General features: G+C 41.7%; 20 protein-coding genes, 1 tRNA gene, 2 rRNA genes and 3 pseudogenes (1 of these 26 cut by a window edge). 17 read left to right on the forward strand and 9 right to left on the reverse strand.

Going from position 1 to position 20786, the window contains the following annotated elements:
• Together CDC33_RS30860 and CDC33_RS30865 are read right to left on the reverse strand one after the other, a co-directional pair.
• Positions 1-18: ribosomal RNA gene (locus CDC33_RS30860) — 23S ribosomal RNA — on the reverse strand (it extends 2873 nt beyond the left edge of the window).
• A gap of 363 nt (positions 19-381) precedes the next feature.
• Positions 382-1870: ribosomal RNA gene (locus tag CDC33_RS30865) — 16S ribosomal RNA — on the reverse strand.
• Together the 16S and 23S rRNA genes form the textbook arrangement of a ribosomal RNA operon.
• Positions 1871-2555: 685 nt before the next feature.
• Here CDC33_RS30865 and rsmA point away from each other — a divergent pair.
• The 5 genes from rsmA to CDC33_RS30895 all read left to right on the forward strand — a co-directional run bounded on the left by rsmA (position 2556) and on the right by CDC33_RS30895 (position 6593).
• Entirely contained in the window at positions 2556-3398 is an 843-nt protein-coding gene (gene rsmA / locus CDC33_RS30870; protein WP_109012165.1) for a 16S rRNA (adenine(1518)-N(6)/adenine(1519)-N(6))-dimethyltransferase RsmA, read from the forward strand.
• A 75-nt stretch (positions 3399-3473) separates the two neighbouring features.
• Positions 3474-4427 carry a 4-(cytidine 5'-diphospho)-2-C-methyl-D-erythritol kinase gene (ispE, locus tag CDC33_RS30875; RefSeq protein ID WP_109012166.1) on the forward strand — a complete coding sequence of 318 codons (954 nt, stop codon included), beginning with the start codon at positions 3474-3476 and terminating at the stop codon, positions 4425-4427.
• A gap of 83 nt (positions 4428-4510) precedes the next feature.
• On the forward strand, positions 4511-4840 hold the full coding sequence (locus CDC33_RS30880) for a DUF3082 domain-containing protein (protein ID WP_109012167.1): 330 nt from the start codon (positions 4511-4513) through the stop codon (positions 4838-4840).
• An 897-nt stretch (positions 4841-5737) separates the two neighbouring features.
• Entirely contained in the window at positions 5738-6355 is a 618-nt protein-coding gene (locus tag CDC33_RS30890; protein ID WP_109012168.1) for a GerMN domain-containing protein, read from the forward strand.
• Between the two features lie 166 nt (positions 6356-6521).
• Positions 6522-6593 (forward strand) — tRNA-Gly (locus CDC33_RS30895).
• 294 nt (positions 6594-6887) lie between these two features.
• Here the strand turns inward: CDC33_RS30895 and CDC33_RS41420 are convergent.
• The 3 genes and pseudogenes from CDC33_RS41420 to CDC33_RS30905 form a co-directional block, all read right to left on the reverse strand.
• Positions 6888-7013: a hypothetical protein gene (locus CDC33_RS41420; protein ID WP_280524438.1), complete on the reverse strand. Its 126-nt coding sequence runs from the start codon at positions 7011-7013 to the stop codon at positions 6888-6890.
• A 34-nt stretch (positions 7014-7047) separates the two neighbouring features.
• A pseudogene (locus tag CDC33_RS30900) lies at positions 7048-7452 on the reverse strand (DUF4277 domain-containing protein); the annotation flags it as partial.
• A gap of 245 nt (positions 7453-7697) precedes the next feature.
• Positions 7698-7964 (reverse strand): annotated as a pseudogene (locus CDC33_RS30905) (XisI protein); the annotation flags it as partial.
• Between the two features lie 81 nt (positions 7965-8045).
• Between CDC33_RS30905 and CDC33_RS30910 the strand changes: the two are divergent.
• Complete coding sequence (locus tag CDC33_RS30910) at positions 8046-8990, forward strand: NAD(P)-dependent alcohol dehydrogenase (RefSeq protein WP_109012170.1); 945 nt, start codon at positions 8046-8048, stop codon at positions 8988-8990.
• Positions 8991-9304: 314 nt separating this feature from the next.
• Here CDC33_RS30910 and CDC33_RS30915 read toward each other — a convergent pair whose 3' ends face one another.
• Positions 9305-10912: a PQQ-dependent sugar dehydrogenase gene (locus tag CDC33_RS30915; protein WP_109012171.1), complete on the reverse strand. Its 1608-nt coding sequence runs from the start codon at positions 10910-10912 to the stop codon at positions 9305-9307.
• A gap of 198 nt (positions 10913-11110) precedes the next feature.
• Positions 11111-11302, reverse strand: a complete 192-nt coding sequence (locus CDC33_RS39945; RefSeq protein WP_219930079.1) for a hypothetical protein — start codon at positions 11300-11302, stop codon at positions 11111-11113.
• A 153-nt stretch (positions 11303-11455) separates the two neighbouring features.
• Between CDC33_RS39945 and CDC33_RS30920 the strand changes: the two genes are divergently transcribed.
• Positions 11456-11710: a hypothetical protein gene (locus CDC33_RS30920; RefSeq protein WP_244919385.1), complete on the forward strand. Its 255-nt coding sequence runs from the start codon at positions 11456-11458 to the stop codon at positions 11708-11710.
• A 216-nt stretch (positions 11711-11926) separates the two neighbouring features.
• Positions 11927-12244 (forward strand): annotated as a pseudogene (locus tag CDC33_RS30925) (hypothetical protein); the annotation flags it as partial.
• A 179-nt stretch (positions 12245-12423) separates the two neighbouring features.
• Here CDC33_RS30925 and CDC33_RS30930 read toward each other — a convergent pair.
• Positions 12424-13020: a Uma2 family endonuclease gene (locus tag CDC33_RS30930; protein ID WP_109012172.1), complete on the reverse strand. Its 597-nt coding sequence runs from the start codon at positions 13018-13020 to the stop codon at positions 12424-12426.
• Between the two features lie 43 nt (positions 13021-13063).
• On the opposite strand from CDC33_RS30930, the gene CDC33_RS42020 reads away from it, so the two are divergent.
• Positions 13064-13174 carry a DUF6888 family protein gene (locus CDC33_RS42020; RefSeq protein WP_439956631.1) on the forward strand — a complete coding sequence of 37 codons (111 nt, stop codon included), beginning with the start codon at positions 13064-13066 and terminating at the stop codon, positions 13172-13174.
• 384 nt (positions 13175-13558) lie between these two features.
• On the opposite strand, the gene CDC33_RS30935 is transcribed toward CDC33_RS42020, so the two are convergent.
• Entirely contained in the window at positions 13559-14905 is a 1347-nt protein-coding gene (locus tag CDC33_RS30935; protein ID WP_109012173.1) for an NAD(P)/FAD-dependent oxidoreductase, read from the reverse strand.
• Positions 14906-15847: 942 nt separating this feature from the next.
• Here CDC33_RS30935 and cysE point away from each other — a divergent pair.
• From cysE to CDC33_RS30980, 8 genes are all read left to right on the forward strand, one after another.
• Positions 15848-16588, forward strand: a complete 741-nt coding sequence (gene cysE, locus CDC33_RS30945; protein WP_109012175.1) for a serine O-acetyltransferase — start codon at positions 15848-15850, stop codon at positions 16586-16588.
• 59 nt (positions 16589-16647) lie between these two features.
• On the forward strand, positions 16648-16893 hold the full coding sequence (locus tag CDC33_RS30950; RefSeq protein ID WP_100903080.1) for an Asr1405/Asl0597 family protein: 246 nt from the start codon (positions 16648-16650) through the stop codon (positions 16891-16893).
• 281 nt (positions 16894-17174) lie between these two features.
• Positions 17175-17372, forward strand: a complete 198-nt coding sequence (locus tag CDC33_RS30955; protein ID WP_109012176.1) for a DUF2949 domain-containing protein — start codon at positions 17175-17177, stop codon at positions 17370-17372.
• 372 nt (positions 17373-17744) lie between these two features.
• Positions 17745-18875 carry a homocitrate synthase gene (nifV, locus tag CDC33_RS30960; protein ID WP_109012177.1) on the forward strand — a complete coding sequence of 377 codons (1131 nt, stop codon included), beginning with the start codon at positions 17745-17747 and terminating at the stop codon, positions 18873-18875.
• Positions 18865-19152, forward strand: coding sequence for a nitrogen fixation protein NifZ (locus tag CDC33_RS30965; RefSeq protein WP_069070441.1), 288 nt, complete (start codon positions 18865-18867; stop codon positions 19150-19152). The genes nifV and CDC33_RS30965 overlap by 11 nt, the downstream gene beginning before the upstream one ends.
• Entirely contained in the window at positions 19127-19330 is a 204-nt protein-coding gene (gene nifT, locus CDC33_RS30970; RefSeq protein ID WP_100900485.1) for a putative nitrogen fixation protein NifT, read from the forward strand. Before CDC33_RS30965 ends, nifT begins: the two co-directional genes overlap by 26 nt.
• Positions 19331-19454: 124 nt before the next feature.
• Positions 19455-19997, forward strand: a complete 543-nt coding sequence (locus tag CDC33_RS30975; RefSeq protein ID WP_109012178.1) for a (2Fe-2S) ferredoxin domain-containing protein — start codon at positions 19455-19457, stop codon at positions 19995-19997.
• Positions 19998-20156: 159 nt separating this feature from the next.
• A complete protein-coding gene (locus CDC33_RS30980; RefSeq protein WP_109012179.1) occupies positions 20157-20738 on the forward strand; it encodes a Uma2 family endonuclease in 582 nt (193 codons plus the stop codon).
• The last annotated feature ends 48 nt before the right edge of the window (positions 20739-20786 follow it).

Below are 20786 nucleotides of genomic sequence, written 5' to 3' on the forward strand. Positions count from 1 at the left end.
GCCCTTATTAGCTTGACCACTCAAATATTTGGTCTTTTAATGACTTGCATTCACAAATAGTTAGTTCTGCTTACCTCGTCACTTCCTACTGATTTTACTCAGTACTCAGCACTCAGTACTCAGCACTCTCAATGTCTGTGTCTGCCTGCTATTTTCGCGTTACTATGCAGTTTTCAAGGTTCTGGCTGAGATACAACTCAGCAGTCTGACTCCAGTTAAGTCATGTTGCTGATTTCTCAATTTCCTTATTTTGTTTAATATTCTGAACCATTAATACTTTGAAAGCTTTATACCAATACTCGACCGACCTAGTTATAGACCAACTTACTATCTATAAAACTAGTGTGTTTTTCGATATGTAAGGGGTGTAGGTCTCCCTAAAAAGGAGGTGATCCAGCCACACCTTCCGGTACGGCTACCTTGTTACGACTTCACCCCAGTCACCAGTCCTGCCTTAGGCATCCTCCTCTTTTGACAGTTGGAGTAATGACTTCGGGCACTACCAGCTTCCATGGTGTGACGGGCGGTGTGTACAAGGCCCGGGAACGAATTCACTGCAGTATGCTGACCTGCAATTACTAGCGATTCCTCCTTCACGCAGGCGAGTTGCAGCCTGCGATCTGAACTGAGCTCCGGTTTCCGGGATTTGCTTGCGGTCGCCCGCTTGCTGCCCTCTGTCCGGAGCATTGTAGTACGTGTGTAGCCCAAGGCGTAAGGGGCATGCTGACTTGACGTCATCCCCACCTTCCTCCGGTTTGTCACCGGCAGTCTCTCTAGAGTGCCCAACTTAATGCTGGCAACTAAAAACGAGGGTTGCGCTCGTTGCGGGACTTAACCCAACATCTCACGACACGAGCTGACGACAGCCATGCACCACCTGTGTTCGCGCTCCCGAAGGCACTCTTCCCTTTCGAGAAGATTCGCGACATGTCAAGCCTTGGTAAGGTTCTTCGCGTTGCATCGAATTAAACCACATACTCCACCGCTTGTGCGGGCCCCCGTCAATTCCTTTGAGTTTCACCGTTGCCGGCGTACTCCCCAGGCGGGATACTTAACGCGTTAGCTACGGCACGGCTCGGGTCGATACAAGCCACGCCTAGTATCCATCGTTTACGGCTAGGACTACTGGGGTATCTAATCCCATTCGCTCCCCTAGCTTTCGTCCCTCAGTGTCAGTTACGGCCTAGCAGAGCGCCTTCGCCACCGGTGTTCTTCCTGATCTCTACGCATTTCACCGCTACACCAGGAATTCCCTCTGCCCCGAACGTACTCTAGCCGTGTAGTTTCCACTGCTCTTATCTAGTTGAGCTAGACTCTTTAACAGCAGACTTACACAGCCACCTGCGGACGCTTTACGCCCAATCATTCCGGATAACGCTTGCATCCTCCGTATTACCGCGGCTGCTGGCACGGAGTTAGCCGATGCTTATTCCTCAGGTACCGTCATTTTTTTCTTCCCTGAGAAAAGAGGTTTACGACCCAAGAGCCTTCCTCCCTCACGCGGTATTGCTCCGTCAGGCTTTCGCCCATTGCGGAAAATTCCCCACTGCTGCCTCCCGTAGGAGTCTGGGCCGTGTCTCAGTCCCAGTGTGGCTGATCGTCCTCTCAGACCAGCTACTGATCGTCGCCTAGGTGCGCCTTTACCACACCTACTAGCTAATCAGACGCGAGCTCATCTCCAGGCAATTAATCTTTCACCTTTCGGCACATCCGGTATTAGCCACCGTTTCCAGTGGTTGTCCCAGACCTGAAGCCAGATTCTCACGCGTTACTCACCCGTCCGCCACTGTGCCCTAAAGCACCGTTCGACTTGCATGTGTTAAGCATACCGCCAGCGTTCATCCTGAGCCAGGATCAAACTCTCCGTTTTGTTGTGTTTCGAGTTTGTGGCTCCGAAAAAAATATTTCCCGGAATCCTAGTTGTTAATTTTGACTGTCCTTTTGTGATTTCCCAAAAGTCAAATCTTTTGACGAGGATTGGTTTTTTCTTAAGCTTTCAAAGTATTATATTTTTTAGGTTCAGCGGTGGTTGGCGTCTGTTGCCTTTCCACTTAACTAGATTAACTAGTCATACCCTAGTTTGTCAAGGGGTAAATTTATTTTTTTTCTACAAAAGGCAAATCGCTTGACTGGACTTACTTTCAGGTTAATGGGTTAAGCAACAGAAGGAAGGCGAGAACGAAGTGGCTAAACCTGACTGTGTGAATAATGGATGTTGCTTGTCTCTAAATGGGATCTGATGCAGGTTGAGTGATTATAGTAATGATTATAGAAAAAGGCAGGAGTAGTCTTGCTGGAGCGATTTGTCCTGAATCCAAATGCTCGAAGTAACGATATATATAAGAGCATAGTTGTTGCGGAGCTTGCAGTTTAAGACTTCTATCTTACAGGTGAAGTTTATTTTATGGACATTTACGCGATCGCCATCACTACGTTCGTGGAGCGTTTAGAAGAGAAGATAGGCGTTACAGTATGTCTAGCGCTGTAGAGGGACTTCAAAATTTATAATGAGTTTTTGATAAAAAGCTAAAAACTAGACTAGGCAAGAAATACAGATGATCCGACCGCGTAAGGTCTTTGCTCAACATTGGCTCAAAAGTGAGAAGGCGCTCGACGCAATTATTAAAGCAGCAGAGTGTACAAAAAGCGATCGCTCCGCTAAAGGCGATCGCGTCCTAGAAATTGGCCCTGGAACCGGGATTCTGACTCGTCGTTTATTACCTTTAGTACAATCTCTGGTTGCAGTTGAAATAGACCGCGACTTATGCCAACTGTTGTCAAACCAGCTTGGTAAGACTGAAAATTTTTTACTGCTGCAAGGCGATTTTCTCAGTCTAGATTTACCATCTTATCTGGCAGCCTTTCCCAATTTCCACAAGCCAAACAAGGTAGTAGCCAATATTCCTTACAACATTACAGGGCCAATCATTGAGAAACTACTGGGTACGATCGCTAACCCCAATCCCGAACCATTTGATTCAATAGTGTTGCTGGTACAAAAAGAAGTAGCAGAAAGATTATATGCTAAACCAGGCTCAAAAACCTTTGGGGCGTTGAGTGTGCGGGTACAGTATTTGGCTGAGTGTGAGTTAATCTGCACAGTCCCAGCGGCCGCATTCCATCCACCGCCAAAAGTCGATTCGGCAGTGGTGCGGTTGCGTCCCCGAAAAATAGAAATACCAGCGCTTAATCCTCGACAGTTAGAGAATTTCTTAAAGTTGGGGTTTGGTTCCAAGCGCAAAATGTTACGAAATAATTTGCAATCAGTTATAGAACGCGATCGCTTGAGCCACTTACTGGAACAATTAAAAATAAATCCCCAAGCTAGAGCCGAAGACCTCGGCGTTCAGCAATGGGTAATTCTTGCAAACGAATTGGGAGTGGGGAGTAGGGAGTAGGGGATAAGGCAAATTTTTTCCCATTCTCCATTCTCCATTCCCCATTCCCCATCCCCCATTCCCCATTCCCAGAAAATGCATTCCTACAGCCTAATTGCCCCTGCCAAAATCAACTTGTATCTGGAAATCATTGGCGATCGCCCGGATGGATATCATGAGTTAGTTATGATACTTCAAAGTATCGGACTTGTAGACCAAATTGATGTCCGTTCCATCAGCACTGATAGCATCCGTATTCACTGCAACCACCCACAAGTACCGACAGATAAAAGTAATCTGGCTTACCGCGCAGCAGAATTAATGGCAATGCAATTTCCCCAAGCCTTCGCTCAATATGGGGGTGTGGAGATTAGCATAAACAAGCAAATTCCTGTAGCTGCTGGGTTGGCTGGAGGTTCGACGAATGCAGCAGCTGTCTTAGTAGGAATAGATTTACTGTGGAAGTTGGGGCTAACTCAGTCCGAATTAGAGGAGTTGGGAGGTACACTTGGTTCGGATGTCCCATTTTGTGTAGCGGGTGGAACTGCGATCGCAACAGGTAGAGGTGAGCAACTTTCTCCTTTGCCAAGTTTGGATAATATTTATATACTGTTGGCAAAATACCGCAGCCTGGAAGTTTCCACCGCTTGGGCATACAAAACCTATCAAGAGCAGTTTGGTCATTCTTATATTAGAGATAGCGAAAACTTGGCAGCGCGTGCTAATGCAGTTCATTCAGGAGCAATAGTAAAAGCTGTCGTAAATAAAGATGTGGGAGAAATTGCCCAAAAATTGCACAATGATTTGGAGCGCGTGGTATTGCCAGCCTATCCCCAAGTATTGCAACTGCGAGAAGTATTTGCAAATCAAGAAGGCGTTTTAGGAACAATGATGTCTGGCTCTGGACCAACAGTATTTGCTCTTTTTGAGTCTCAGCAGCAGGCAGAACTAGTTTTGCGGCAAGTGAGAGAATCAATTCTTGATGAGGACTTAGAATTGTTTGTAACTCGGACAATCACACATGGTATTAAAGTGGCATCGTCTGTTTAAATAATTTTTTTCGTTGATGAAGCTTAGGGATAGACAAGAATTACTCTTAATGGCCCAATCCAAAATATAAAATCCAAAATCGTATGAGTGACCAAAATTTAACACCACAAACGGATACTAAAATACAGGTGACAGCGAGTCCTTTACGCTGTTTAACTGGGGCGGTGATTTCTGGAGGAATGGGATATGCAATGTATTCGCTGATGATTGCGATCGCTACAAATTTTGCTACTAAACCTCTCCATTCAATTAATCCATTAGTAATTAGGATTTCTTCTGCTGTTAGGACTCTTGTTGTTGGTGTAGTCGCTCTGGGAAGTGGGATATTTGGTATAGTAGCACTTGGTTTGTTGGCTTTGGGAGTGCAATTATTAGTGCAGGAGTTGAGCAAGCAGAAAAGTAGTGAAAACTAATAATTTACTTTTAATTAGCAACTTCAAAGTACAAGTTTTTCTAACGAATCACGATTGTTAATAAATTGTAGCTTCGCGTTTATGAAAGGGTAAAGTTTAAAACAGGTTGTAGTTGAACAACAGAAGGAAAAATAGATTCAGAGTTAAACGATGAAGGTAGTGATTAAGCGGCTTAATGAGAGTTAGTAGCGTACCATTACCTTAAGAAAACTTACTTTTTTATCGGACAGCGATCGCTCTGAGCAAATCCTCTATAGTAATTGCTATAGTAATTGCGACCACCAAAGTTCAATCGGATTAAAATTGGAAGAATACGGTGATATATTGAGAACACTTGATCAATCCTTTATACATACTAGTGATGCCATTCTGATAAGATTGAAGAATGGAGAAAACTTAGTGTTACCATCTTTGAATTACCTGTTTATTCACCTAAGTTAAATTTAATTAAAATTTTGTGGCAGTTTATTAAGTATGAATAGATTGCAATAGATGGTTACAAAAATTGGAAAACTTTCGTTGCATCTGTTGAAAAAATTCTTAGAGAATTTGGAAAAAATTAAGTAGTTAATTTTGTTTAACTACTTAAGATAATCATCTGCTCAAACTTCTAAGTATTGTTTCATAAATAAATTACATTGATTTAACCAAGGATCAGTATATTTTTGTTGCCTGCACCTCGGCTTATTCTGGTTAAGCTTTTTGGGATTGGCGTAGACGCAAAGCGGCTTGTTATCAGACATTGCTCCTTGAACAGCAGATGTTGTAATTTTGGTATATAGTATAGCCCTCGACTTGAACAGATTTCGGGTTGACACTTTATAAACTGGCTCAATATTCACTAATTATGTGGAATTGATACCAGCTACACTGAAGTTAATAGCAGCAATATCACTTATGAGGAAAATTATGAGCACAAACAAGAGATATTTTTTACCCCTTATTTTTGTGACAATTATTGTCAGCCTCAGCAGTTGTAATTCTAACCCCACCGCTCGTAATATTGACAGTGGAACGCCATCCTCTACCACAACACCGACAAATAGCGCATCGTCTCAGACTCCCAGCCAGATTCCTAGCGTAGCTCAATTAAGAGAAAAATCTCCTAATCAAGAATTTCCAAAGGAAAATACGCCTTCTTTATCAATTCCTAAAGCTGTCACTAACAGAACTACCAGCGTCACGATGTATACAAGTGATACCCAATGTCAAGAACTCATTCCAGAAAAGGTTTCAGTACCAGCTGAGGAACCAGTGAAAAACGTAGTGAGTAAAATTTTAGAAAAACGAGATACAAGCGACTTGAGGTTGTCTGGGTATCGTGTCAACATCAAAAATGGTATTGCTACAGTTGATTTACGAATATCCCCTGATTCAAAGCGACAAATAGCTTCTCTTTCTAGTTGTGAACAGTTTGCTCTATTTGGCAGTCTCCGCAAAACCTTAACAAGTAATGCTCAATGGAATATTAAAGAGGTTCGCTTTACCGAGCGAGGTGAAAACATTGTTCTTTAGTGAAATATGGTATTCAGTGCCGTCATCAGCTAAAAATATTCTCCAATTTGAACAACCACAGCACTCATACATAAGCGGTTGCCAAAACAGTGTATGTTCTAGTAAATTTGAAACAGCTGTAAATGTGGTATTCTTGATTATAGCCCTAAGTTTATAGTAGCAATTCGCGGGTGTAATTCAGTGGTAGAATGTCATCTTCCCATGGTGAACGTCGTGGGTTCGAGTCCCATCGCCCGCTTTAAAAAAAAGCCTTATCTAACAAGCGTTTCAAGGATTTGCTCTGTATCCTCTTGCGTTGAGGACGGTATATTAGTTTATTGCTAGAAACAAATTTTAGCTCTTTTTAGGTGATTTTGGGTGTAACTTGGGTGTAAAGTTGGTGTACTAAAAAAGGTACTAACAAGGATAAACCGTGTTCTCTACACCCAACTTTAGTAAAGCTTCTAAAGGTACTGTTCAAGTCATCTCTTCCAATGACCGATTACAATTACGGTTCAGGTTCACAGGGAGCATCCACTTTTGGCAGAAAGACTCAAATAGCTAATAAACCATTGAGATAAGCACAACGAATAGAGAGGATGTGATTAACACTATCAACTGTTTCTCTTGGTTCATTGTCAGCGATCGCACAGAGTTCTTTTCCTTTACATTTTCCCATAAATGGTAAATCTTCCAAAACTGGATGCTCCCAATGATGTGGCATCCAGATGTGAATATTTCGTATCTATTTTAAAATTTTTAATCACTGATAATACAATCTTTATAAACAGATGATTATTTAAGCCATGTTTATACAATTTATCCATGACTCTTCCAATTTTATCGTCATTAATATGATCTTTTTCTATATCTTCTCCCAATAATATTTCGATGGCTTTATCATCAAAAAACTGACTAAACAAATATAAAGGTCTTGATACAAATCCTAATCCATTAATTAAAATAGCTTTCACCAATATTCCTGCCGTAATCTTCTCACGAGGGTCTATTACTAATTTGGAATTAATTATTTCAACGATTCCTATTTCATCAATTAACCCTGCCACTATTCCTAAGTGGTCGATATTTTTAATTTTGGCATTTTCGATTGGAGACATTTTTTTCCCTTAAATATTTTTGAGCTTTTTTGATTGTCTCACTTGGACGCTTACCACTGTATATTTAGTTTTATAAAAATCTTAAAATTAATTTTTTCGCTCCCACTTTAACCGCACCGTCTTCGTCACACAGATTTATTTCTACATGCGGGTTCAATGAGCGTTTATGTGTATTATTATTTACTTGTACTTGGCTATCCCTATGTAACCCCTTGTACTACTTTTTGAAGTGCGGAATGTGGGCTTTAAGCAACTGCATAGCCTGTGTAGGGTCTTAACTCCGGTGGACGAAAGCCAAGGACGATATGTTCTTTAGGAATTCCAGCCCGTTCTAAATCGGCGGCAATACCTTCTTCAGTGCCATCCCGTTGAATCCAGATTTTGCCATCAATTAGGTCAATATGAACCAGACAGCCATGAATGCGGCGATCGCCATCCCAACCTATATCCATCCACAAATAGCGATCGCGGTTTCGATCAAACACCACTTCCGATTGAATATTGGCATAAGAATAGGGTAGTGAGGCATCGCTACACTATATTCATAAGCTGTCTAAGTTCATTGAATCAAACAGGGTAGCAGGAGGAATGCGATGAAAGCAGTGGTTATCCGTCGGTATGGCGGCGTTGAAGTGTTGCAGTATGAAGATGTGGAACAGCCGAAAATTGAGCCAACGCAGTTACTTGTGAAAGTTCGTGCTAGTAGCGTTAATCCCATTGATTGGAAAATTCGCCAAGGGATGTTGAGTTTGATTACCGGCAGCAAATTCCCAAAGATTCTGGGGTTTGATGTGGCGGGAGAAGTTGTAGAGGTTGGCTCTCAAGTTACTCGCTTTAAACCAGGAGATGCTATTTATGGGAGTACTAGCTTCCCTGGAGGAGGTTACGCAGAGTTTGCAGCCATCCCAGAAAACTTGGCGGTGCTTAAACCAACGAATTTATCTTATGAAGAAGCTGCGGCTGTGCCTTTAGCAGCGCTGACAGCTCTGCAAGCGCTGCGAGATCAAGGAAATATTCAAACAGGACAAAATGTCTTAATTAATGGTGCTGCGGGCGGTGTAGGGACTTTTGCAGTGCAAATTGCTAAGGTTTTAGGCGCACAGGTGACAGGAGTTAGCAGTACCAAAAATTTAGATTTGGTGAAATCTTTGGGAGCAGACCGCGTGATTGATTATACGCAGCAAGATTTTACCGAAGATACAGCGCAGTATGACATTATCTTTGATGCAGTGGGTAAGCGATCGCTCTCACAAACCAAAAGAATCCTCAAACCCAACGGAATTTATATCACCACATTACCCAGCCCTGAAGTCTTGTTAGAGAGCGTCTTAACAGCGTTCCTTCCTGGTCAAAAAGCGAAATTTCTTTTTGAGAAACCTAACGTTAAAGACTTACTTTTTCTCAAAGAATTGATTGAAGCAGATAAAATTCGTGTGGTGATTGATCGCACATATCCCTTACAAGAATTAGCGGCGGCTCATACTTATAGCGAAACTGGGCGCGCAGTAGGGAAAATTGCGATCGCGCAGCCCATCTAGAGATCGCAGTTTCTAGTTGATTGGAGGACAATCAGCCAAAAGCAGCACAGATGATTTAATTTTTGATTTTGGCTCATCAAATTGTTCTCGCGTTTAAATTCGCTTACTCTGGGACTTTTTTAAATTTTGGATTTTAGGCTATTCAATCCCTTCTCCCAAGGGGAGACGCTGCGCGAACGGCTTGGTGCAGTCGCTCATGGGGGAAACCACGCCAGATGCTCCACTTGGGGAAACCCCAAGACCGCACTGGCTCCCCAAGAGCGCGCTGCTTCACCAAAATCCAAAATTTAAAATCTAAAATTCGGTGAGTGGTGCTACTTGACTTGTATAAACGATATTATGTTATCGAAGTCAGATCCAAGAGATTTATAATCACCAGCACTAAACTCACGGCATCGACCACCAGTTTCATTTTGGCAGACACGTACCACTGTACCTGCTGGTACACTTAACGAGCTAATAGTGTCATTGCCTACAACCTTTAAGTCACCTTTGTTCGCTTTGTATACTCCTGGGTTTTTAGGAAAAGACTGAGAAACTCCAGTCAAATTAGGATCTCTGTAGACCTTAACTTCTCCTGGCGGCGTGTAAGAGAGCTTGTAGATAGTACCACTGGAGTCATCCGAAATTAACAAATTACCTTGCAGATCGACTACCATATCCACCGGTCGCCCCCAGACTTCTTCCGTTCTTGGAACTAGCCAACCGCTAACTAGATCTATCTCTTCTCCTGGAGTCTTTGTCGTACTGTTCCAGGGAAAATAAGCTATTCTGTAGCCCGTTTTCTTCTGCCGATTCCATGAACCATGTAGCCCCGTCACGACCCCATTTGAGTACAGGCTGGGAAACCTGGTATTTTGTAAGAATGTTAGTCCCAAGGGAGCAGAATGGGCTTGAATACCCTTGTTAATCCTGTCCATTGCATTGCAATTAACGCTTCCATCACGATTGAACTGATAATCGCGGTCAAAGGGCATATTGTTGAGGCCAGTTGACGTGTCAGGATTGGGGTTGCAGAATGGCCAACCGTAGTTACCGCCATCTCGGACTTTCGTAAACTCCTCTGGCGGGTGGTTGTCTACGTAAGAGGGGATAACTTTACCGTAATTGCCGGTACTATCGTTGAAGGGATAGCGGATCTCATCTCGATTATTAACAACTACCCAAAGATCATTTGTGCCAGGTAAAAATGCTAATCCTTCGGCATTACGTAAACCTTGGGCAAAAAGCCGTTGATTGGTTCCATTAGCGTTATACTGGTAAATCGCACCACGTTTTGGGGTACTAACAGTATCTTCCTTGCAAGCATTACATGTAGAGGCGATCGACACGTACAGTTTGTGATTGGCATCAAGCGCGATATTTTTTAATTCGTGACCATAAGCACCTCTGAGTTCTGAGGTGCTGCTGTCTGGTAAGCCAGTTACAACGATTTGGCGATTTTTGGCGATTCTATCTCCAGAGTTGTAGATGAAGCGGTTAATTTGATGAGTCTCAGAGATATAAACGTATGTGGTATTGTCAATCTTATGAAACACAATGTCGTGTGGTCTGCGTAGACCCGTCACGAAGTCAGAAATAATTGGGTCTTTGCTGCCATTTGGCCGGACAATTAACACTTTACCCGTACTCGGCTGTGATACTAGAAGATCCCCATTGGGAGCAACTGCCATAAAGCGAGCTTTGGTAATGCGAGCATAAACAGAGACAGAGAAATTGGGCGGCACTTTCAAGTAACGGTCAGTATTAAAAAAGGTCTTATCGGTCATTGTACTAGGCACTTTCACCTTAGTTTCAACAGACGCAGGGGGCGGATTGCCCAACGCGGCGGTGGTAAGAACCTCTAAGGACATTAGACTCAGTAGCGATGTGGCTAATATGCCTCTAAGTATCTGTGTTGGTTTTAAAGCAAATGCAACCATCTTAAACTTCCCTCTAGCCTTGTAGTAATTTATATTACACGGAACTCTCGACTAGCCGATTCTACCCGGAGTTTGAACAAAGTTAACTTAGAGGTACTGGTTTTTTAAAATACTTAAAATATCTTTATTTACTCTTATTTTTCTTAACTCATCAAAAAATGGGTGAAACGAAAGTTACCAAAAAAGGCAGGGCGATCGCTATTTTAAACCAAAAAATTCCTTACACTTAACGGAATTATCACACCCTATCTCATAGCTAAAGTCTTCTAAAGAAGACTGAACCAAAGTTTTAGTCCGCTTCAGTGGAGTTGAGCTATTAGCCAGAGGATTTATTCTCTGGCAAGATGTGGGGTTAAGTGCGATCGCGCCAAGAATGACCCAGATGAGCAAGTGCGGGAATTTGCTCAGAAGAAGTTGGCACAATTAGGGAATAATTGACAACAATATTCCTGTAGAGACGGCGATTTATCGCGTCTAACGTGCTAGTTTTTCAGACGCGATAAATCGCGTCTCTACATGAGGGCTTTCTGATTATCCCATGTAATGCAAAAAGGCACGGATTTGGGGTCAATTAATTGGCAAACTGGCGAACTTGTGCGGTTTTTTAACCCACGCAGAGACTTTTGGGGTGAGCATTTTCGACTAGATGAGGCTGTAATTCAGCATCAAACAGACATTGGTGAAGTAACCGCACGCATCCTAGATTTTAACGGCGATGAAAGGATTGTAGAACGACAAGCTTTAATTGCATCTGGTCAGTATCCCTCAGCGTCGGCGCTAAAACAGATAAATAAATAGGTTATGATGTGTGTAGGCATAGCCCGTCGTAGACATCGCTTAAAGAATTGTTCAAGATTATTAATTAGCCTATTGTATTGTGGTGCGTAACCCTGCGCTAACACAGCCTACTAAACTAAAAATTATCAGAAAATGTGCGATCGCACCCACCAATGGGAATTCTATACTTAGCAACTATTGCTACTTCATCATTAGAACTTCCAAGGTAAATATACAATGTCCTATCAAAATATTGCAGCCGCCCTTTCGCCACAAGATATCCAAGAAATCAAAGCTGCGCTGCAAAAAATCCAACAAAAGATGCCCTTTTTAGTCACTCTTAGCACTGAAGAACGGCGCAAGTTGGTAAAAATGGGTGATAAAAGCCTAGCCTTTGTAAACAATAGTGTCACTGCTGCTCAGTCTAACCGCGAAATTCTTCCAGCCACTTTTGAGGTTGAAGAACTTGTCCGGGATTATCAATTAGCCACTGCGCTCACCGAAGTTTTAATTTCAATGCAGCAACTCACCGAACAGGTAGATGATACTATACTATAGCAATCCGATTTGATTTCTGAATCAGTCCTAAAGGTAAGGGATTGGGAACTGGGGACTGGGGACTGGGAAGAAGGAATAAAGGTGTACTGAGTTTTGTTCAAAAATCAAATATGAGTCCTATAATTCTCTATTTTGGTGTCACCAGAGAATGGCTTTATAGTCATTTTGATTTTAGTTCAGGTTGCTTTAGTTATTATCTGACTATATTCAGTCACAGCATCATATTGGTCAGCCATTCGCGCATATTTTGCTAATAAATCTAAATCTAAATCAGGCAATAAAGTACTTCTAGTAACTTTTATATAGTTATCAGCTTGTAAACAATAAACTGATAATAAGCCATCTTCCCAAAACCAGACTTCAGGTACTCGCAATCTCTGATAAATTTGTAGCTTATTAATTCCGCCACTGGTGACAGTTATTTCCAAAATTAAATCGGGAATAGGTTTTTTTGCTCCTAAATTATAAGACTCATCCGGTTCCCGTCGCGTTTTGTCTGACTTTTTACCGATGGTTGCACTTCCTCGCCCATAAAACCGGATCTTTTTCGTCCGCATATAGACTTCCAGCAACATCGCCAGAGTTTTTTTACTGTCCTCGTGGTCGTCAGAAAGTGGGGACATAATTTCGAGAATATTATCTAAATAAGTTAGTCGTGCGCTTGTCCCTGCAAGGGTGACATCAAGCTGTTCTAATTGTTCCCAACTGACATTGTACAGAAGAACATAGGAAGTCTCAGCAGTCGTAGGGTTTTCCAGGACAGGGGAAGACATAAGTTAAACCTAATTACTGGCTTGTTTCTATCATAGAACTGAGATGCTATTCCGTTTTAGTGACACAACTGGTAATGTATTTATTTTGGCAGGTGATGAACTGCAAATCCTTGTATTTCGTGATGGAACTTGGAGATTTGTAAATGAAACCTAATTTTGCCCATTTAGACTATATTTGGTTTTGTTGATTTCTAGCCAGTTGTAGAGCGGGAACTGAACTCTGGTGAGTGCTGTATCATTTATGTAGAGCATTTCTACAGCACTCACTTGACAACTGGCATAGCTGGGACACGAGAAGCGGAAAGTTTTACCTTATCCTTCGTACAACTTCTTTACTGTCCCTTTGTGTTGATATCTCCATTTAAACTGCAACTCGAAGTCATGAAATGCCAAATTGCCAAAATAGCTTAGGGCGGTATCTCATCCCCATATTCTTTTCGTGGAACAGCTAATCTTCGCCCAAGATTTCCCACCACACGCCACTCATCACTCCAATAGTCTCTTATCTCATCGTTGACTAATGCTGTGATACCTGAAGTTACAGAGGTGTCCCAGAAGGCTGTTGCACTCTAGTGTTAACAGCTTTTGGTTCTACAAAAGCTTCCCGGCCTGTAATCAATCTAGAGCGACGATTACGAGTGATATAATTCCACGCCCACTGAAATACTACTAGTAATTTAGTGTCAAACTCGATTAAGAAGTAGATGTGAACTAATAGCCAAAATGCCCAAGCAATGAAACCTGTGAGTTTGATTAAGCTTAAATCTACAACAGCTAAATTTTGCCCAATCATCGCCAAACTACCCACATCATTGTAATGAAATTGTGGCAAAGTCTTACCTTGAAGCCGTCGTTGAATTAGTTTACCTACATACTCTCCTTGTTGTTTAGCTACGGGTGCAACACCAGGTAAGACTTTACTATCTTGGTGGGAGAAGTTAGCTAAATCTCCAATTACGAAAATGTTGGCATAACCCTCGATAGACAAGTCAGGTTCTACAATTACACGCCCAGAGTAATCGCACTCTACACCTGTACTTTCTTTTAAGACTTTCCCCATTGGAGAACCTTGGACACCTGCTGCCCACAATATAGTTTTTGAGGCAATTTCTGTAAATTCATTGTCTTGCTTGAAAGTAACAATATCACCTTCGATATTTGTCACCCTGGTGTGAGTGTGGAGTTCTACACCCAACTTTTGCAAAGATACTGCTGCTGATGCCGATAATTCTGGCACCATGTGTGGGAGGATGCGAGGGCCCCCTTGTAATAGTAAAATTTTCGTTTCTGAAGTGTCGATGCTGCGGAAATCTTCTTTGAGAGTTTTGTATGCCAACTCTGCGATCGCACCTGCTAATTCTACACCAGTCGGGCCACCACCCACAATCACAAAATTCAAGAAAGCACGGCGTTTTTCAGGATCAGTTTCTTTTTCTGCTGCTTCAAATGCGCCAAATATCCGGCGACGCATTTCTATGGCATCTTCCACAGTTTTCAAGCCAGGAGCAACTTTTTCCCAGTGATCTTTACCGAAGTAGGAATGGTTAGCACCTGTAGCAATAATTAATGTATCATAAGGTACTACTTCATCACCTAGAATAACTTGTTGGGCTTTTGGATCAATTTCATTTACTTCTCCCAACAACACCTTTGTATTCTTGCTTTTCTTAAATACAGATCGCAATGGTGCGGAAATATCAGAAGGTGATAGCGTCCCTGTGGCAACTTGATATAAAAGCGGCTGAAATAGGTGAAAGTTACGTTTATCAATGAGAGTAACATTTACATTCGCTGCATTCAAAGCCTTTGCTGCATACAATCCACCAAAACCACCACCAACGATAACAACCTGATGTGGTGCATTCTTTTCTAGTGAGACTGCCATAATCAATATTCCCTTGTGTTAAGAACTTGTAACTATTCTTAACAAAGATGTAACAGCATTATGATAGAGGTTGCTGTTTATTTAGAACAATTGAAAAAATAATAAAAGTAGCCAAAGTTAGTTCTTACTCCTCAGTTCCGGGTTGGCTTCAGCAAAGATTTAGCACAATTCGCCAATTTGATAGGTACTTTTGTCCATTCTATAATTTACTGCCCAAGGAAAAGAAAACATCCCACTTTTTTACATATCATTGCAAGCAAAGCGAAGTAAAACGTTCCTCATCTCTACGAGACGCACTCGCGATCGCAATGATAGTTATTCTCTCATTGGAAAATAAAACCTGGGATGCACCTCCAGGAAAACCCCTGTTGTTTTACTCGAATGATTCAGTAATCAAATCGGATTCTTATATTTACAAAAGTACAATGCTTTCCTTCAACACATCTATATAATAAGATATCCACTATGAGCGATAACTATATTTTGAAACGTATATATACATACAGACAGGAAATCCTAAAATAAAATAAAGAAACCTGTCCTTCGCCTCAGAAAATAATAGGATAATAACAGTAGTAGCATATACAGAAAATCCATTTGTAGCCTCATCAAACTCATATTTGAGTGCATCTGAGTACAGCTTAATATATTGCAAAATATCTTGACTAAATCTTAGCAAAGGCTTGCAGGTAAAGTTTCTTGTAGCGATCATAGAAATTCTTAACCCCTGCCCCAAAAATACTAGTACCCCCATCGTTAAACACTAGCACCCGTACCCCAAGATAAATTTTAAGTTTATCTTGGGGTACGCGTTTTAGCGTTTGAGTACAACCTTAATCAATCCAATAAATCCAATCAGCATTGAGTTTTGTATCGAGTTGGAAGTCACCTGATATAAGCATAAAAATAGCAGATGGCTCTTTTACCAGATAGACATTACCGATGCAACAGTCTTTAGACAGTATTAGCGATTGCCAGACTACCAAAACGCAGGACTCTGCCCATACATCCATGCTGAAAAATTTTCTCTCTGGCGTTTTTCTTGAGCCATTATTGAGTGATTTTCGCATTATTTTTGAGCGCGATCCAGCAGCACGTAATTGGCTAGAAGTGGTGTTTTGCTACCCTGGATTGCACGCACTCTGTTTGCATCGTCTTGCTCACTGGTTACATTGTCGAGGTGTGGGTTTTATCCCCCGCTTAATTTCTCATTTGGGGCGATTTTTAACAGGAATTGAAATTCACCCAGGTGCAGAGATTGGTCAGGGCGTGTTTATCGACCACGGAATGGGTGTTGTCATTGGCGAAACTGCCATCGTGGGCGACTATACACTGATTTATCAGGGCGTCACCCTTGGCGGAACTGGTAAAGAAACTGGTAAGCGTCATCCCACAGTGGGTAAAAATGCAGTCATCGGTGCGGGTGCGAAAGTTTTGGGTAATCTGCAAATAGGCGATCGCGTCCGTATTGGCGCAGGTTCGGTTGTCTTGCAAAATGTCCCTAGCGATCGCACAGTCGTGGGAATTCCCGGTCGAATTATTTCTCGGAACGAAAACGCCAGCCTTTCTCCTTTAGAACATGGAAAGCTACCCGATGTGGAAGCAACCGTGATTCGTTCTTTGCTCTCGCGCATTGAAGAACTCGAAAAACAACTGCAAACTTTAGGCGTTAAGAGTCATTAGTCATTGGTCATTAGCAAACGACAAATGACAAAGGACAACTAACAAAGGACAACGGACAAATGACAAATCACACTTTAGGCGATCAAGTTTTGCAGATTCCTTTGAGCGATCGCTGGCGAATCTACCACCGTTTGCAAGAGTTAAAAATTAAGAGTTCCTGTCCCCCCGATGGTTCTCTACGAGTGCAAGTGAACAATTTGCTCGAAGCGATTTTAATTCGCAGTACAGTTATGCAATTTCTTGCTTCTCGTCACGAATTATTAGAGTGGCTAGAGCGTTGCTGGCATTACAGTGATGAGTCCTGAGTACGAAAAGTATTTCATCCCCTACTCCCCACTCCCCACTCCCTTCTTTGTTCATAGATGCACAAAGCTCGAATAGCTTTAGAAGTTGAAGCTACTGTATGTTAACAGAATTTGTTGCAGACTGAGGGAGATTAACCGAGTTTTAGATTTTATCCAGTCTTATAAATCTGAAATTTTCCTGACATCTAGCGACAATTCCAAAGGTGAAATTAGCAAAAAAGACTGGGAATTTATGATTTTTAATTCTTTTGCAAATTAAGAAATTGAAAGTTCAATCAATTATGGCGACTCGTAACAGAGATATAAAACTTCTGAATTTTTTGCACAACGAACTTGAACTTTCAAATGCTGATATTGCTGTAGCTCTGCGACACCGTGAATTAGAAAATGGGCCACTACCGATGCTCCTCTGGCAGTATGGTTTAGTTGACTTGGAGCAACTAGGAAAGATTTTTGACTGGCTAGCAGAACAAAGTTAGCTCATTTTAACCCTTTAGCTTTTCCTTACTATTACCTGCCGAAATTACACACCAATGCTCTAAAAAAATTGAGGTTACTAAGATGATTACATCCTTAATTGCTGGATTCTGTGTTTTACTTTGTTCAGGATTTGCTAATAGCTATATCAGTTCGTTGCTAATCGAAGAAATTACAACTGACATCGGTAAAAACGATTAGTAAATTATACATGGTTTTAGTTCTCTGCCATACAGATGTGATGCTACGAATCAGTCAATAATTAAGGATCATGTATCCTACATTATGAATTGTGATATTTTTAGCATTTGCCATCGCTGGGGATTGTAGAGAGAAAGGTTATTAAGAATACTTCCAAGAGAGGGATATTTGCAATGAATCAAATCATAATTAATGACACTACATTACGTGATGGCGAACAAGCAGCAGGTGTTGCATTCACCTTAGAAGAAAAAGTTGCGATCGCTAAATTTCTTGATGCCATTGGTATACCGGAATTAGAAGTCGGTATACCGGCAATGGGTGACGAAGAAACACGTGCGATCGCCGCAATTTCTAACTTGGGTTTACAAGCAAAACTCCTGGGCTGGAACCGTGCCGTCATCTCAGATATTAAGGCTTCTATCGCTTGCGGACTTAACCGGGTGCATATTGCCATTCCCGTCTCTGGGATTCAAATCGCCGCTAAATTCCACGGTCAATGGCGAGTCAGTTTGCAAAAACTCAAAGACTGTATCAGCTTCGCTGTCGATCAAGGTCTTTGGGTAGCAGTCGGCGGAGAAGATTCTTCCAGAGCTGATGAAAACTTTCTCTTAGATGTAGCGCTTTATGCCCAAGAATGGGGTGCATCCCGGTTCCGCTTCTGCGACACCGTAGGAGTTCTCGACCCTTTCAGCACCTACACCAAGGTTAAACGACTGGTTTCAGCTTTGATGATTCCCCTAGAAATCCACACCCACAATGATTTTGGTCTGGCAACAGCCAATGCCCTTGCGGGTATCAAAGCCGGAGCCTTATCAGTGAATACCACAGTCAACGGATTAGGTGAAAGGGCGGGAAATGCAGCTTTAGAAGAAGTTGTTATGGCAATTAAACGCATCTACGGCGTTGATTTGGGCATCAACACTCCCAACTTGTTGGAACTGTCTCAACTAGTTGCAGCTGCATCAGGTGCTAGTGTACCACCCTGGAAAGCGATCGTTGGCGAAAATACCTTTGCTCACGAATCTGGCATCCATGCTCACGGAGTAATGCAAAACCCCATCACTTACGAACCATTTGCTCCTGAAGAAGTCGGTTGGGAACGACGTTTAGTAGTAGGTAAACATTCTGGACGGCATTTGGTTGCAAACTTGCTACAACAGCATGGAATTTTCTTGAACTCCCAAGAAACCCAATCTGTTTTAGACGCAGTGCGCCATCAATCGGTACAGAAAAAACGCAGTTTGACGACAGAAGAACTATTGAATTTGGTCAGAGAACAGAGGTACTCTCATGCAACGTGATGAATTAGAGCTAAACTTGCCACCTGCTTTTGAAATTGGTGAAAAAGTCAGAGTTCGGAAACTGCTTAAGAACGATGGTACTTTTCCTGGTAAAGAAGTTGGGCAAGTTTTAGTGAACAAAGGAGATATCGGCTACATAGCGAGTATAGGCACATATTTGCAGACTTCCTATATATATGCTGTGCATTTCTTAGAAACAGGGTTCGTCGTCGGCTGTAAGAAAAAAGAACTAGAATCGGTTGAGGAGTCTCATGAAAGTAATGCTACGGATGAATGATGCCGGTACTTTAGTAGTTTACGTTGCTAAAAAAGACCTTGAAGAAGAAGTCGTCAAACAAACCGATGGAAATGATGGCAAAGTTCTCACCCTAGCAAATGGTTGGGAATTAGAATTTCGTGATTTGCCAGATACAGCAAATTTACCTCAAACTGTAGAAGCTAAACGACTCGCTTAAAAATAGTTAGGAGTTAAGAGTTAGGAGTTATGAATTATTAACTCTTAGCTTCTCATTCTTAACTCCTCACTCCTAACTACTCACTCCTAACTCTTCATCCCCCACTCCTAACTTTTTATCAATCATGGGTAATAAGTATTTGACGTTATCAGAATTGAACCTTGAGGGACAGTTACTAGGTTTTGTTGGTGGTGAACCAGGAAAATATAAATATTTGCAATTGGCAGTTCCATCTGGAAATGTGGAAATTAAATTGCCTAAAGAGTTACGCCGTTTACTAAGTTCATCCTTAGTTCCTGGACAAAAAGTTCGCGTTTGTGGTCATAGTGAGGTAGACTCACGCACAAGTAAAATAAAAATTAAAGCCTATCGGGTGATACCAATTGATGCATGTCCAAAGCAAGATTTACCACCTCAAATGAAAGCGAGGATTATGGTATGTCAAAAGGGCGGTTGCCTCAAACGTGGTGGTAAAGGTTTATTATCAGAGTTAGAAAAAACTTTGTGCGATCGCGGTTTGTTAGACAAAGTTACCATTGAACATACGAGTTGTCAAAAATGCTGTAGCAGCGCTCCCAACTGTGTTTTACACCTTGGTAAAAAGAAATACAAGAATATTCATCCAGAAGCGATCGCATCTTTGCTAGAAAGTCACTTAACAGAGTAATAATCTCTTAAAATAATACGCAACTTTGTAGGGGTAAAATATTTACCCCTATTTGTTGATAAAGAAGAATAACCAGCCACATCACCATCTTCCACCACATAACTTTAATCAGCTACAGCTATATTAAGATAAAAATAACTCTGCATTCTCGTAGCTGTTATGAGCCTTACCACTGCTAAACGCTTTACTATAGCTGAATATCACCGTCTAGTTGAACTCGGCTTCTTTGAGGAGAATGAGCGAGTTGAGCTAATTAAGGGTGAAATAATCCAGATGGCAGCAAAAGGCACACCGCACTCTGTTTGTGAAACACGCCTAGAACGAGAATTATATAAGCTAGTAGGCGATCGCGCAACCCTGCGAGGGCAACAACCAATTACTTTGTCTAACAACAGTGAGCCTGAACCAGATAGAGTAATTGCAATAAATAGAGATGATGACTATCTAGCAAATCATCCCAGCCCATCTGATATTTTACTCTTAATTGAGATTGCCGATTCATCCTTAAAATATGATCAAGAGGAAAAGCTAGCTATTTATGCAGAAGCAGGTATCTCTGATTATTGGATATTTAATTTAGTAGATCATTATCTGGAGTGCTACAGCGAACCTTATCAAACTTTGCAAGTTAAATTTGGTTATCGCCGCAAGTTTATTTATCTGCCAAACGAATCAGTTAAGCTGCCCTGTTTTCCTGATTTAGTTGTGGATTTATTTAAGGTGTTTCCAGTTAATTTATAAAAGGCTATGTTTAACGGCAAGCTACTGCGTGTATCGTCTACCTCAATT

The sequence above is a fragment of the Nostoc commune NIES-4072 genome (genome assembly GCF_003113895.1).
GTDB lineage: Bacteria > Cyanobacteriota > Cyanobacteriia > Cyanobacteriales > Nostocaceae > Nostoc > Nostoc commune.